Origin of the sequence: Mesorhizobium sp. M0663 (assembly GCF_040320585.1) — a bacterium.
Lineage (GTDB): Bacteria > Pseudomonadota > Alphaproteobacteria > Rhizobiales > Rhizobiaceae > Mesorhizobium.
In genome coordinates, this window is record NZ_JAMYPX010000021.1 from 98,585 (window position 1) to 111,153 (window position 12,569).

At 63.4% G+C, this 12,569-nt stretch carries 13 protein-coding genes; 3 read left to right on the plus strand and 10 right to left on the minus strand.

The window, feature by feature from the left end; translation table 11 throughout:
• Window positions 1–21 precede the first annotated feature (21 nt).
• The 6 genes from NKI54_RS26930 to NKI54_RS26955 form a co-directional block, all read right to left on the minus strand.
• A complete protein-coding gene (locus NKI54_RS26930) occupies window positions 22–603 on the minus strand; it encodes an NAD(P)H-dependent oxidoreductase (RefSeq protein ID WP_023676544.1) in 582 nt (193 codons plus the stop codon).
• Window positions 604–828: 225 nt separating this feature from the next.
• Window positions 829–2,229, minus strand: a complete 1,401-nt coding sequence (locus NKI54_RS26935) for an FAD-binding oxidoreductase (protein ID WP_502898250.1) — start codon at window positions 2,227–2,229, stop codon at window positions 829–831.
• Window positions 2,226–3,524 (minus strand): cytosine deaminase, encoded by a 1,299-nt coding sequence (locus NKI54_RS26940; protein ID WP_352692728.1) that lies wholly within the window; start codon window positions 3,522–3,524, stop codon window positions 2,226–2,228. The genes NKI54_RS26935 and NKI54_RS26940 overlap by 4 nt, the downstream gene beginning before the upstream one ends.
• A 193-nt stretch (window positions 3,525–3,717) precedes the next feature.
• Entirely contained in the window at window positions 3,718–4,569 is an 852-nt protein-coding gene (locus tag NKI54_RS26945) for an ABC transporter permease (RefSeq protein ID WP_352454637.1), read from the minus strand.
• Entirely contained in the window at window positions 4,556–5,398 is an 843-nt protein-coding gene (locus tag NKI54_RS26950) for an ABC transporter ATP-binding protein (protein WP_352692729.1), read from the minus strand. Before NKI54_RS26950 ends, NKI54_RS26945 begins: the two co-directional genes overlap by 14 nt.
• A gap of 3 nt (window positions 5,399–5,401) precedes the next feature.
• A complete protein-coding gene (locus tag NKI54_RS26955) occupies window positions 5,402–6,406 on the minus strand; it encodes an ABC transporter substrate-binding protein (protein ID WP_352692730.1) in 1,005 nt (334 codons plus the stop codon).
• A gap of 276 nt (window positions 6,407–6,682) precedes the next feature.
• On the opposite strand from NKI54_RS26955, the gene NKI54_RS26960 reads away from it, so the two are divergent.
• Both NKI54_RS26960 and NKI54_RS26965 read left to right on the plus strand, forming a co-directional pair.
• On the plus strand, window positions 6,683–7,066 hold the full coding sequence (locus NKI54_RS26960; protein ID WP_352617542.1) for a RidA family protein: 384 nt from the start codon (window positions 6,683–6,685) through the stop codon (window positions 7,064–7,066).
• A 57-nt stretch (window positions 7,067–7,123) separates the two neighbouring features.
• Complete coding sequence (locus tag NKI54_RS26965; RefSeq protein WP_352692731.1) at window positions 7,124–7,927, plus strand: creatininase family protein; 804 nt, start codon at window positions 7,124–7,126, stop codon at window positions 7,925–7,927.
• 64 nt (window positions 7,928–7,991) lie between these two features.
• On the opposite strand, the gene NKI54_RS26970 is transcribed toward NKI54_RS26965, so the two are convergent.
• The 3 genes from NKI54_RS26970 to cobD form a co-directional block, all read right to left on the minus strand.
• Window positions 7,992–9,203 (minus strand): serine hydrolase domain-containing protein, encoded by a 1,212-nt coding sequence (locus NKI54_RS26970; protein WP_352692732.1) that lies wholly within the window; start codon window positions 9,201–9,203, stop codon window positions 7,992–7,994.
• A gap of 62 nt (window positions 9,204–9,265) precedes the next feature.
• Window positions 9,266–9,769, minus strand: coding sequence for a tyrosine phosphatase family protein (locus NKI54_RS26975; protein WP_352635666.1), 504 nt, complete (start codon window positions 9,767–9,769; stop codon window positions 9,266–9,268).
• Window positions 9,766–10,824, minus strand: coding sequence for a threonine-phosphate decarboxylase CobD (cobD, locus tag NKI54_RS26980; protein ID WP_352635668.1), 1,059 nt, complete (start codon window positions 10,822–10,824; stop codon window positions 9,766–9,768). Before cobD ends, NKI54_RS26975 begins: the two co-directional genes overlap by 4 nt.
• Between cobD and cbiB the strand changes: the two genes are divergently transcribed.
• The gene (cbiB, locus tag NKI54_RS26985; RefSeq protein ID WP_352635670.1) at window positions 10,823–11,794 is read left to right on the plus strand and encodes an adenosylcobinamide-phosphate synthase CbiB; all 972 of its coding nucleotides are present in this window, start codon (window positions 10,823–10,825) and stop codon (window positions 11,792–11,794) included. The genes cobD and cbiB overlap by 2 nt on opposite strands.
• A 27-nt stretch (window positions 11,795–11,821) precedes the next feature.
• Here the strand turns inward: cbiB and NKI54_RS26990 are convergent, their stop codons facing one another.
• On the minus strand, window positions 11,822–12,136 hold the full coding sequence (locus tag NKI54_RS26990; protein WP_051406122.1) for a hypothetical protein: 315 nt from the start codon (window positions 12,134–12,136) through the stop codon (window positions 11,822–11,824).
• Window positions 12,137–12,569: the final 433 nt, after the last annotated feature.

The following is a 12,569-nucleotide window of genomic DNA, read 5'->3' on the forward strand; positions in this document are numbered from 1 at the left end:
AAGGAAAAGTCCCCTCCCGCGTCAGAACGCGTCCATCTTGGCAGCGACCTTCGCGATGAATTTCGTCCGCGTCTCGTTCGTCGACAGGTTCATCGAGTAATGCGCGAGATAGGAGACCGACCCGCCAGGCTTGATGGTGGCGCGCAGCACCCGATTGACCAGCTTGCGCGGCGGGTCGCCCATCAGCATGGCGCGGAACCGGCTGCCGCCATAGGTGGTGACCGCCGCGACCTTGTGAATGTTGTGCAGCGACGGCTGCACCTTGCCGTTGACCAGCTTGAACGACACGCCGGGCAGGAAGACGCGATCGAAAAAGCCTTTCAAAATGGCCGGATAGCCGAAGTTCCACACCGGAAACGACAGCACCAGCGCCTCGGCCCGCAGTAAGCGCTCGACATAGGCTGACGCCGGATCGCCGTCGCTGCGTTCGTCGTGATAGGACAGCCGTTCGGCCCGCGTCAGCCTGGGATCGAAACCCTCCGCATAGAGATCGCAGTCGTCGACGACATGGCCGGCGGCCTTCAGCCGCTCGATGATCGTCCGGTGCAGATCGGCGTTGAAGCTGGTCTCCACAGGATGAGCGTAGAGGACGAAGACGTTCACAGGAGAACATCTCGCAAGTCGGCACCAAGCACCCCCCTCTGCCCTGCCGGGCATCTCCCCCTCAAGTGGGGAGATCGGCTGTCAGTATCGCTTTCGCCAGTTGACGACGTTGGAAGATGGTCGAGACGATGGAACTGCCAATCTCCCCCCTTGAGGGGGAGATGCCAAGTGGTGGCAAAGAGGGCAGGCCAGAGGGGGGTACAGCGCCACACGCCCGTCATCGTCTCAACCCGCCTTCTCCAGTCCCTTGAACAGGAACGACTTGCCCGAGCGATAATCATAGTCCGGGTTCTCCCAGGCGATCATCTTGCCCGGATTGAGCAGCCCTTGCGGGTCGGTCTCGCGCTTGAAGGCGAGCTGCACCTCGTCGGTGCGCTTCATGCCGCCTTCTTCCAGCGTGTAGCGGTGCGGGTTGAAGATCCAGCAGCCATTGTCCTCGTGGATGCGGATGATCTCGTCCAGCCGCTCCGCCGTGGTGAAGCGGACCAGCGGCAGCCCTGCGATGCCGATGGCGCCATCGAAGCGGATAAATTCAAGGTGTGCCGGCACCTCGTCGCCGAAGCGGTCGACCATCGCCTTGACGTGGCCGAGGTGGTCCGGCGACGGATAGCGGGTCTGCAGATAGGTGATCGTCGGATCGACCCGGATGGCACGCAGCGTCGTGTGGTTCCAGGTCAGCTCATAGGCCGGCGGCAGCCCTTTGAGATCGGCCTCCTTGTCGGCACGAAAGACGATCTCGCCCTTGCTGCGCGCCGTGAAGGCGAGGAAGGCATCCATCGCATGCGGCGCGATCATCAGGACGACGATGCTTTGGCCGCGCCGGAAAAACCGTTGGTGGCGCTTGAAGTAATCGTAGGGGATGGGTGCTGCGATCGGTGTGATCAGTTTCGCCAGGATACCGTCCTGGATGGCGAGATCGTTGCCGAAGCCGGCCGCATCCATGAAATCGTCGAAGCCGACGATGACGTCGATCCAGTCATAGCTGGCGGTCAGCGGCATCTCGACTTCGGTGATGATGCCGTTGGTGCCGTAGGCGTGCATGACCTTCAGCACGTCCTCGCCGGTGAGCTCCATGACCCGCGGCTCAGCCTCCATCGTCACGGTCCTCAGCCGGATGACGTTGCCGAGGTCGCGCAGTCCGCCCCAGCGGATCGAACCGATACCGCCGGAGCCGCCGGCGACGAAGCCGCCGATCGATGCGGTGTTGTAGGTCGACGGCGACATGCGGAGCTCCTGGCCGGAATGCGCCCGCGTCGCTCTGTCGATGTCGGCGAGCACGGCGCCGGGGCCGGTGACGACACGGCCCGGCGCGATCATCTTGACCGCGTTCATCTCGGCGAGATTGAGCACGACGCCGCCGGACAAGGGCATCGCTTGGCCGTAATTGCCGGTGCCGCTGCCGCGCGGCGTCACCGGCACGCCGTGCCGGTGGCAGGCGGCGAGAATGTGGACGACCTCGTCTTCGGTTTTCGGCGTCACGATCAGGTCACCGGTGACGTGCTCGAGCTGCTGCTTCAGCACCGGGCTGTACCAGTAGAAGTCGCGGCTCTTCTGCTGGACGATCGCCGGATGGTCGTCGATCTTCAAACCGTCCAGGTCGCGCTTGAGCGCCGCAATATCCATCATTCCACCATCAGATCATCGAGTTCGGCATAATCGGGCAGCTGGCGCTCGATCGCCTGGCCGTCGCGCACGACGATGCGATCCGATTCGGGCCGTGACAGCAATTCCGTCCAGCTTCGCCCCCTGAAGACGACGAAATCGGCCGGCGCTCCGGCGGCAAGCGTGCCGAAATTATCGAGCCGCATCACCTTGGCCGGCGTTGCGGTGACAGCTTGCGGCCAGTCCGCGACGGGATGGTCTAGATGCAGGACACGCGTCGCCATGCGATAGACCTCCAGCATGTCGAGATCGCCATGGGCGTAGAACGGGTCGCGCGTATTGTCGGAGGCGACGGCGACGGCAATGCCGCGCGCCTTCATCTCGTGCAGCAGCGTCACCCCGCGCCAGCGCGGCGTGGTGTTGTCGCCGCGCCGGTCCTGCAGATAGAGATTGCACATCGGCAGCGACACCACCGCCAGGCCGGCCTTGGCGACCTTATCCAGCGTGTCGAGCACGTCGAGATCGGGCTGGCGTGCCAGCGAGCAGCAATGGCCGACCAGGATGTTCCCGTCAAAACCGTTCCAAAGGGCGGCTTCGGCGATTTTCTTCAGCGAGATCGCAGAGACATCGTCGGTCTCGTCGGCGTGGAAATCGAGGTCGAGGCCATGCTTGATCGCCTGCGCAAACACCTGGTCGAGCAGTTCTTCGAGATCCGGCACCATGTAGGTGACGACGCCGAGGACACCCTTGGCGGCAGCCACCCGTTTGGCCAGCCTCTCGAACCATTTCCTGTCGCGCACGCCCTCGATGCCGAGCAGGCAGGCCGCCTGCAGCTCGATGCGGCCGCGCCATTTCTCCCGCATCGTCTCGAACACCGGCCAGGAGATCTCTTCCTGCGGCGCGACGCTGTCGAGATGCGTGCGCAGCGCCCTGGTGCCGTGCGCGTAGGCGCAGCGCAGCGAAAAATCCATGCGGCGGGCAACGTCGTCGGCGCTCCAGCGCGCCGCGCGGTCGGCGCCGGTGGCGTTCAAAGCGGCCATGAAGGTGCCGTCCGGGTTGGGCTTTCGGGGCCAGATATGGCCCTTGTCGATATGGGTGTGGCAGTCGACAAAGCACGGCAGCACGATGCGGCCGCCGAGATCGGTGGCGTCCGCCGGTGCGTTGGATCGATGCGCCGTAATCCCGGAGATCTTGCCATCGGCGATTGCGATATCGGCGAGCCCAAACCCGTCGGTATCGAAGGCTCCGGAAAAGCCCGGCGTAAGTGAAGCATGAAGCCGAACCTTGGCGAGATGGTAGGAACCAGAAGCTGCTATCAAAGCCTACCCCCCTCTGTCCTGCCCTCTTTACCACTACTTGGCATCTCCCCCTCAAGGGGGGAGATTGGCAGCCTCGCCCATGGCGCTCGTCTTGCAACGTTGGCGATTAGCGAAATCCTGGATAGCATCCAATCTCCCCCCTTGAGGGGGAGATGTCCGGCAGGACAGAGGGGGGTGCTGGCGCTGCCCACCATCACCGCTCCTGCCTCAGCGCGCTCTCGTGCCAGCGCCGCAAAAGGAGATGCGATACCAGCGACAGCACCAGGAAGATCAGGATGCCGGTGAGCGAGATCAGGATCAGCGCCGCGAACAGCCTTGGTGCGTTGAGCCGGTAGCCGGCCTCGATGATGCGCGAGGCGAGGCCGGACGACTGGCCGGTGGCGCCGGCGACGAACTCGGCCACCACCGCGCCGATCAGCGACAGGCCGCCGGCGATCTTCAGCCCGCCGAGGAAATAAGGCATCGCCGCCGGCAGCCGCAGATAGCGCAATTGCTGCCAGCGAGTGGCGCCGTTGAGCTTGAACATGTCGCGCAGATTGCGGTCGACGGAATTGAGGCCGAGCGTGGTGTTGGAGAGGATCGGAAAGAAGGCGACGATCCAGGCGCAAAGCAAAAGCTTCGTCGTCTGGTTGTCGACATAGATATTGATCAGCGGAAAGATCGCGACGATCGGCGTCACCTGCAGCACGATGGCGAAGGGAAAGAACGACATCTCCACCCATTTCGACTGCGCGAACAGCACTGCCAGCCCGACACCGCCGACCACGGCGAGAAGCAGGCTCAAGAAGGTGATCCTGAGTGTCACCAGCAGCGAGGAGAACAGCAGCCCGGCATCGTCGTGCAGCGTCTGCAACACCACGCCGGGGCGCGGCAGGATGTATTTCGGAATGTCGTTCCAGACACAGACGCGGTCCCACAGCCAGATGGCCAGGATCATGATCGCCAGCGGCAGCAGCCATCTGCCGATGCGCTCGAAGCGCTCCTGGCGGACGCGGCGCGCCTCCTCCGGGTCGAGCGCCGGGATCTGTTCTTCAATGGCCGTCATGATGCGGTCCGGCAGTTGAGTTGATGGCGCCGATCAGCACGTCGGATGCCTGGCGGCAGAGCGCGGCATAGTCGGGCGAGGTGCGAAACGCCTCGTCGCGCGGGTAGGATGCATCGACGGCAAGCTCGGCAAACACCCGGCCCGGCCGCGCCGCCATGACGACGATGCGGTTGGAGAGGAATACGCTTTCGAAGACGCTGTGGGTGACGAAAACGACGGTAAAACGCTCATCCTGCCATAGCTCGAGAAGGTCGTTGTTGAGCTTGAAGCGGGTGATCTCGTCGAGTGCGGCGAACGGCTCGTCCATCAACAGAATGCGCGGCTTGGTTACCATGGCGCGGGCGATAGAGACGCGCATCTTCATGCCGCCCGACAGTTCGCGCGGCACGGCATTCTCGAAGCCGGTCAGGTGAACCCGCGCCAGCATCTCCATCACCGCCGGCGCCGCCTTGGCACGCGACACGCCCTTCAGCCGCAGCGGCAGCCAGACATTGTCGAAGACGTCGGCCCAGGGCAGCAGCGTCGGCTCCTGGAAGACGAAGCCGATATTTGAACGGTCGCCGATATTCGAACGCTCGAGGGCGCCGCTGCCGCGCCAGTCGAGCACGCCCGAGGTCGGCGTCGACAGGTCGGCAATCAGCCGCAGCGCCGTCGACTTGCCGCAGCCCGACGGCCCGAGCAGGCTGAGGAAATCGCCTTCCCGGATCGTCAGCTCGACATTGCTGAGCGCGGTGACGCCGTTGGAAAAAACCTTGCCGACGCCACGCAGCGCCAACAGCGTCGGCCCTGATACGCTTCCTGGCTGTTGCGCCACTTTCTCCAGCTTCACGGCCTACTTCTTCAGGTCGAGCCCGACGCTCTTGTTGACGAAGGCCAGCGTGTAGGCCTTCTTGATGTCGATGCCCGCCGGTGTGACCTTGGCCTTGACCATCTTGTCGTAGAAACTCTGGATGCGCGCATCGGTCATGGCGCCGATGCCGAGCTTTTCGCTGTCGCCGGAATCGACCACGCCGAACTTCTTCAGCTGCTCGATCGAGAAGGCGATCTGCTCATCCGTCATGTCCGGATTTTCCTTCTTGATCATCTCGTTGGCGGCCTTGTTGTCGCCGTAGAGATAATTGTACCAGCCCTTGGCCGAGCCATCGACGAAGCACTGGACCACCTCGGGCCGCTTGTCGACCGTCTCCTGCATGGTCTCGACCGTCGTTGCATATGTGTCCCAGCCATAGTCGGCCAGCAGGAACTGGTTCGGCGTGAAACCGCCCTGCTTCTGGACGGCGAATGGCTCCGAGGTGACGTAACCCTGCTGGATCGACTTCTTGTTGGCGATGAACGGCGCCGGGTTGAAGGTGTAGGGCGCGCGCTTGGCGGCGTCGAAGCCGAGGTCGGTGACCATCCACTGGAAGAAGGTCTGCGCACCTTCGTCGCCGAGGATGTACTGGTCGGCGTTCTTCAGGTCTTCCCATTTGTCCAGCCCCTGCCCGGGATGGGACATGATGACCTGCGGGTCCTTCTGGAAGTCGGCCGCCACGACGCGCATCGGTATGCCTTGCTGCACGGCATCGAAGGCCGACAGCAGATTGCCGCCCATGTAAAAATCGATCTTGCCGGCCAGCAGCAGCGGCCGGCCGCTGACCTGTGGGCCGCCCTGCATGATCGTCACGTCGATGCCGCAGGCGGCATAGGTGCCGTCCACCACGGCCTGGTAGTAACCGCCATGCTCCGGCTCAGCCAGCCAGTTGGTGCCGAAGGTGACTTTTTCGTTCGCTGCCGCGGCAAGCGTGCCTGCGCCAAGCAGCACGATCACGCCCGCCGAAATCTTGAGTTTTCCGTACATCCACACCACCCTTTGTTCGCTCCGGCGCGTCACGCGCCGGGCTCGACACCATTGTTTCAAGAAGCAAGACACATGCCACCGGCGCGTTGCGCCGGGACCGCCCGCTTGTGCAATGCCCGCCTGAGCAATGGCGGCGCGAAGGCCGGACGGGTCATGCTGTACGAAAGGCATCGTGCCTATTTTTTGATCGCCTGTCCACAATCGCCCTCGTGACATGCACCGCCATCTTGATGCCCGCATCGATCCCGCTTTAGGCTGCCGTGAACGGAGATTGCCATGTTCAAATTTCTCACGCCGAAGTCGATCAAGCCGCCCTTCGCCCGCTACAGCCATGGCGTCGAACTGCCGCCCGGCAAGCGGCTGGTGCTGTGTTCGGGCCAGGTCGCAATCACCCCGGACGACCAGATCCCCGAGGAGGCCGGCGCACAGGCCGAGCTCTGTTTCCGGAACATATCGGCGATTCTCGGCGAGGCCGGGCTCGGCCTGTCCGACATCGTCCGCATCAACACCTACGTCACCGACCGCGCCTTCCTGCGCCCCTATATGGAGGTTCGCGACCGGCTGTTCGCCAGCCCGGCGCCGGCCTCGACGCTGATGATCGTGTCCGGGTTTGCCCGGCCGGAATTCAAGGTCGAGATCGAGGTCATTGCGGCGGGATGATCGACAGCCGATCGTTCCCGCGTTAGGTCTGGGCTTGTCGGTTCAAGAGGGCATGACATGACCGCTGCAAAAAAACGCGTATGGTGGGGTGACTACCGGACCACCGAATACGCGACCGTCGATCCTGAGGCGACCATTGCCGTTCTGCCGCTGGCGGCGATTGAGCAGCACGGCCCGCATCTGCCGGTCTCGACCGACACCTCGATCATGAACGGCATGCTGGAAACGGTGATCGCGCGCCTGCCCGGCGATCTCGACATCCGCATCCTGCCGGTCCAGGCGGTAGGCAAGTCGAACGAGCATTTGCACGCACCGGGCACCCTCACCCTGCCGGCGACGACCTTGGTCGAGGCGTGGACCGAACTTGGCCTGTCGGTCGCGCGCGCCGGCGTCCGAAAACTGATTGTCGTCAACTCGCATGGCGGCAATGAGGAGATCATGGGCATCGTCACCCGCGAATTGCGTGTGCGGGCAAAGATGCTGGCGGTAAAGACCAGCTGGCAGCGCTTTGGCCGGCCGGCCGGCATGTACACCGAGCTCGAAGACCGCCACGGCATCCATGGCGGCGACGTCGAGACCTCGCTGATGCTGCACTTCCGGCCCGACCTCGTCGACATGGCCAAGGCCGACAATTTCGTGTCCAAGGTCGCCCGCGCCGAAAAGGAATTTTCGCTGCTGCGCCACACCGGAACGCACGCCTTCGCCTGGATCGCCAGCGATCTCAACCCGAATGGCGTGGTCGGCGACGCCAGCATTGCCACCGCCGAAAAAGGCAGGCTCACCGCCGAACATCAGGCCGACGGCTTCATCGGCCTGCTGAGGGACGTGGGCAAGGCAAAGCTGGCGGATTGGTTGGCGTAGGTGTTTGATCCCACCAGCTCAGGCCTCGCTCACGAGGGGCGATTCCATTCGCGCGCGAGGATCCTCACTTCACCTCTTGAAGCGGCGACACCGTGTAGATTTCGTCCAGTATCTTCACCATCAAGGTGTTGGCGGTCGCCTGGCCGTCGAGCGCGAGAGTCAGGTTGGTCCATATGACCAGGGTGACGTCATTGGCCGGATCGTAGCCCATGAAGGACTGGTAACCGGGCATCTCGCCTTCGTGATAGTAGATTTCGTTAGGCCCGAAGGTCAGCGTTAGGATGCCATAGCCGTATTTTTGCATGGCGGGTTCGCCCGGCTCCGGTGCCTCAGGGCTTGCAAGCCACTGCCGCTGGAAGTCGGCATTGAAGAGCTTGCCCCCGACCAGCGCGCGCATCCAGGTCGCGAGGTCATCCGCGGTGGAGATGACTCCGCCAGCCGCAAAATAGGCGGACGGGTTCTGCCATGTGTCGTCGTTGGGCTTGAGCGTTCCCGCCCTGGCCGCAGCCTGGAGGTCGTCCGGATAGGGCGCATCAGCCAGGGCGTACGAAGTACTGCCGTAGAGATAGCCGTTTGAGTATGGCTCGGGGATGGCGTTCGACGTGCTCGGCGGCAACGCCGTGTTCTTCATGCCGAGCGGCCCGAACAGGCGGTCCCGGAAGATGGTCGAGAGCGGCTTGCCGTCGATCTTCTCGGCAACAAGGCCGAGCAGATAGTAGTTGGTGTTGTTGTACTCGAATTCGGCACCCGGCGCGAAGTCCGGCGGCCGTTTGAACGCCATGCCGAGTACTTCATCAGCGGTCCATACCCTGTAAGGATACTTGTCCAGGCTTTCGGCAAGTTCCGGCGCATTGGTGAAGTTAGGGAGGCCGCTCCGCATTGTTATGAGCTGCCGAATGGTTATCTCGTCGCCGTTGGGAACGCGCTGGACGTATTTCGAGATCAGATCGGCGAAGCTCAGTTTCCCCTCCTGCACCAGTTGCACGATGACAGCGGCGGTCATCGTCTTGGTGTTCGAGGCCGCACGGAAGTGGGTATCGGCGCGCGGCGGGTTCGTGGCACCCAGTTCAGTCGTACCGTAGCCGAAGACGAGGTTGCCCCGCGGAGTCTTGAGCAAAACCATGGCACCGGGCAGCATAAGTTCCTTGGCCAAACCCTCGACAGTGGCTTGGAGCGCTGCCAGGTCGATCGACTTGAGAGCCGGCATGGACGCGGCCATGGCGCTGCCTGTCGCGCAGACCACGCCAACAACGATGGCCAAAATTCTCCCGATCATCATTCGCCCCTTGGCCGTGTCCTAGAACTCCTGCGCACTTTTGCTGGAATTTGTTTTTAGGCTCAGATTTTCAATTCGAACGGCGTGCCTTCGAAAGCATCCGCGCCGCGCCCGATCGCCTGGATCGCTTCGATCATCCGGCCCCTGCGATCGAGCAGTGCGTCGGCAATTGCGATCAGCCGCGGATTGGGTGTCGCCGTGGGCGACAGCGCGCGCAGCGTCTCGGCCAACTCGGCCTCGTCGCGCTTCGGCGCCAGCGCTGCCGCGATGATATAGGCCGAGGCTGTCGAGCGGCTGATGCCCGCATAGCAATGCACCACCAGCGGCCGCGAGCGATCCCATTGGCGGGCGAAATCGAGCAGGTTCAAGACATGCTCCTCGCCCGGCATCGTCATGCCCTCCTGCGCTACCGCAATGTCGTGCATGACCAGATGCAGATGGTTTTCCCTGGTGATCGAGGCCGGTCGCATCACCTCCGTTCCGGCGGCAAGCAGCGAAAGCAGCCGGCCGGCCCCGGTCTTCGTTACCGTTTCCTCGACTTTGGACAGCGAACAGACGTGGATCATTGGGTAGTTTCTCCCTTGGCATCATCGTCGCGCCGCGAGGCCCAGCCGGCAAGTGCGGATTCGAGCCGCCGCCATTCTTCGTCGGCTCCCGGCAGGCCGACGCGCAGCACATCCGGACGATCGGCGAAATGCCGAAGCAGGATGCCGCGCTGGCCGAGCACCGAAAACAGGCCGGCGGCGCCCGCCAGCCTGATATAGCGGAACAACGCGGTGCCACCGGCGACAGGCACGCCGAAGCAGCCGAACAGCGTATCGAGCCGTGCGGCATCCTCGGCCAGACGGCGCCGCATCCCGGCCTGCCAGCCGGTATCGGCAAGCGCCCTTATGCCGTATTCGAGCGCCGGCCCGGCAACCGCCCATGGCCCGAATTGCGCCTCCAGCCGCTCGACCGTCAGCGCATCGGCCAGTGCAAAGCCAAGCCGCAGGCCGGCCAGGCCGAAGAACTTACCGAACGAACGCAGCACGACGATGCCGCCCTGGTCGACGTCGCCGGCCAGGCTTTCGCTGCGCGGGCCGACATCCATGAAGGCCTCGTCGACCACCAGCAGCCCACCTCTGGCGCGTAATGTCCCGGCAAATCGAAGCAATCTTTCGCGCTCGACGACGCGCCCGTCCGGGTTGTTGGGATTGACGACGACGGCAAGATCGGCCGCCGCCAGGGCTTCGAAATCATCGACTTCAGCCGCCGCATGGCCGGCGATCGCCGCTGCCCGCCGATGCTCGGCATAAGTCGGCCCGAGCACCAGCGCCGTGCCCGGGCTGACCAGCGAAGCGACGCGCGGCAACAGGATCTGCGTGCCGGGCGCCGCTGCGACATTCGCCGCCGACGGGGCGCCATAGGCGCTTGCCGCGCGTTCAGCCAAGTCGCGGCTGCGCGCTGTTTCCGGCAATCGCGACAGGGCGGTGGCGGGCAAATCGAAAAGCGGATAGGAGTGCGGATTGATCCCGGTCGAGAGGTCGACGAAAGGCAGCGGCGCGTGAGGGAAAAGCGCCCTCGCCCGGCCAAGGCTTCCGCCGTGGTCCACTGCCGCCGTCACTCCATCAAGAGACTTCATGCCGATCCTGATCACTTTCCTGTCGCTGGCCATCGAACTTGTACTCGGCTACCCGGCCCGGCTCTTCGATGCCATTGGCCATCCCGTCACCTGGTTCGGCAGGCTGATATCCTTTCTCGACCGCAGGCTCAACCGCGCCACTGATTCCGACGCCCACCGTCGCGGCTGGGGCGTCGTCGCGCTGCTGGTGATCGTGCTGGTGCCGGCCGCCCTCGCCCTCTGGCTCGAAACCTTGCTTTGGAGCATTCCCCTCGGCTTGTTGGTCACCGCAATCCTGGCGACGTCGCTGCTGTCGCAGAAGAGCCTGGCCGAGCATGTCGAAGCGGTCGCCGACGCACTCGACAGCGGCGGACTGGATATGGGCCGCATTGCCGTCTCGCGGATCGTCGGTCGCGACCCGGAAAAGCTCGACAGGGCCGCTGTCTGCCGCGCCGCGATCGAAAGCCTGGCCGAGAATTTCTCCGACGGCGTCGTCGCTCCGGCCTTCTGGCTCGGTATCGGCGGGCTCGCCGGCGGCGTCGCCTACAAGGCCGCCAACACCGCCGATTCGATGATCGGCCATCGCACCCCGCGCCACGAAGCCTTCGGCTGGGCGGCTGCGCGCTTCGACGATTGGATCAATCTGCCGGCGTCGCGGCTGACGGCGCTGCTGATCGTACTCGCCGCTTTTCTGGTCAAGGGCGCCGACGCCAAGGGCGCCTGGCACGCCGTGCGGCGCGATGCGAAAAAACACCGCTCGCCCAATGCCGGCTGGCCGGAAGCAGCGATGGCCGGCGCGCTCGGCCTGGCGCTCGCCGGCCCCCGCTCCTATGACGGCGTCATGGTCGAAGACGCGTTGATGGGCGAAGGCGGCCGGCGCGATGATATCGAGAGCACCGACATCCGACGGGCGCTGAAACTCTACCGCGTCGCCGACTTACTGCTGATCGCGCTGTTCGGCGTGATCGCGGTGATCGTCATCGCCGCGTGAACGTCCGAATGGGTCGGCAAACCCGACCTACCAGGTAACACGGACTTCCTTTGCGCTCGGATCGGCTTCCACGCCAAACCTTTTGATCGCGTACCCACCGGCAGCTACGGGAGAAGATTTCAATAAGGGTTCGACTACGACAAAAAGTCGTTCAGCGTTTGGCCCATACATGTAGAGGATGCATTCGCCTTCACCAAACAAGTCACCGTCAAACTCGCCGACCGATGCATCCTCGATAGCTTTCTCTAGCCGATTCTCGAGCGCATAAATGGATTCGCGTTCGTCAGCGGCACCAAACTGACCATCATTGAGAATAAGATAGACGATTACCGCCTGGTCCACGAACAATCTCCAGCTTCGCAAGCGACCAGAACTCTATCCCTGACATCCGGCGGCACTGAAACTCTACCGGATCGCCGACTTTCTGCTGATCGCACTGTTTGGGGTAATCTCGACGGTCGTAATTCTGTTGTGAACTTCGCCCGATCTCAGGCGAAACAAAAAAACCCGCCACGCGGCGGGTCGTTGGAGCCAATTAGCACCATACCGAAATTAGTAGCATAGCTGCCGGCACAAAGCAAGAACAAAATAAGGCTACGCCTCAAATAATCGCGTCAGGTCGGCGCCGCCCCTCACCCTTACCATTCCAGGGGCGAGCCGCTTCGTGCGGCTTTCCCTTCTCCCCTTGTGGGCTAGCGTGCGCACACATCTGCTTCGGAGAGGTGTCAAGGGAGTTTTGGTTGGGTAGCAGGTTTGGCTTGCGGGGTTGGAATCA

Bases quoted from the DNA above. Each gene is read 5' to 3' on its own strand.
- NKI54_RS26970 (WP_352692732.1), bottom strand. From the start codon at position 9,203: ATGATCGGGAGAATTTTGGCCATCGTTGTTGGCGTGGTCTGCGCGACA.
- NKI54_RS26935 (WP_502898250.1), bottom strand. From the start codon at position 2,229: ATGATGGATATTGCGGCGCTCAAGCGCGACCTGGACGGTTTGAAGATC.
- NKI54_RS26975 (WP_352635666.1), bottom strand. From the start codon at position 9,769: ATGATCCACGTCTGTTCGCTGTCCAAAGTCGAGGAAACGGTAACGAAG.
- NKI54_RS26960 (WP_352617542.1), top strand. From the start codon at position 6,683: ATGTTCAAATTTCTCACGCCGAAGTCGATCAAGCCGCCCTTCGCCCGC.
- cobD (WP_352635668.1), bottom strand. From the start codon at position 10,824: ATGAAGTCTCTTGATGGAGTGACGGCGGCAGTGGACCACGGCGGAAGC.
- cbiB (WP_352635670.1), top strand. From the start codon at position 10,823: ATGCCGATCCTGATCACTTTCCTGTCGCTGGCCATCGAACTTGTACTC.
- NKI54_RS26955 (WP_352692730.1), bottom strand. From the start codon at position 6,406: ATGTACGGAAAACTCAAGATTTCGGCGGGCGTGATCGTGCTGCTTGGC.
- NKI54_RS26965 (WP_352692731.1), top strand. From the start codon at position 7,124: ATGACCGCTGCAAAAAAACGCGTATGGTGGGGTGACTACCGGACCACC.
- NKI54_RS26945 (WP_352454637.1), bottom strand. From the start codon at position 4,569: ATGACGGCCATTGAAGAACAGATCCCGGCGCTCGACCCGGAGGAGGCG.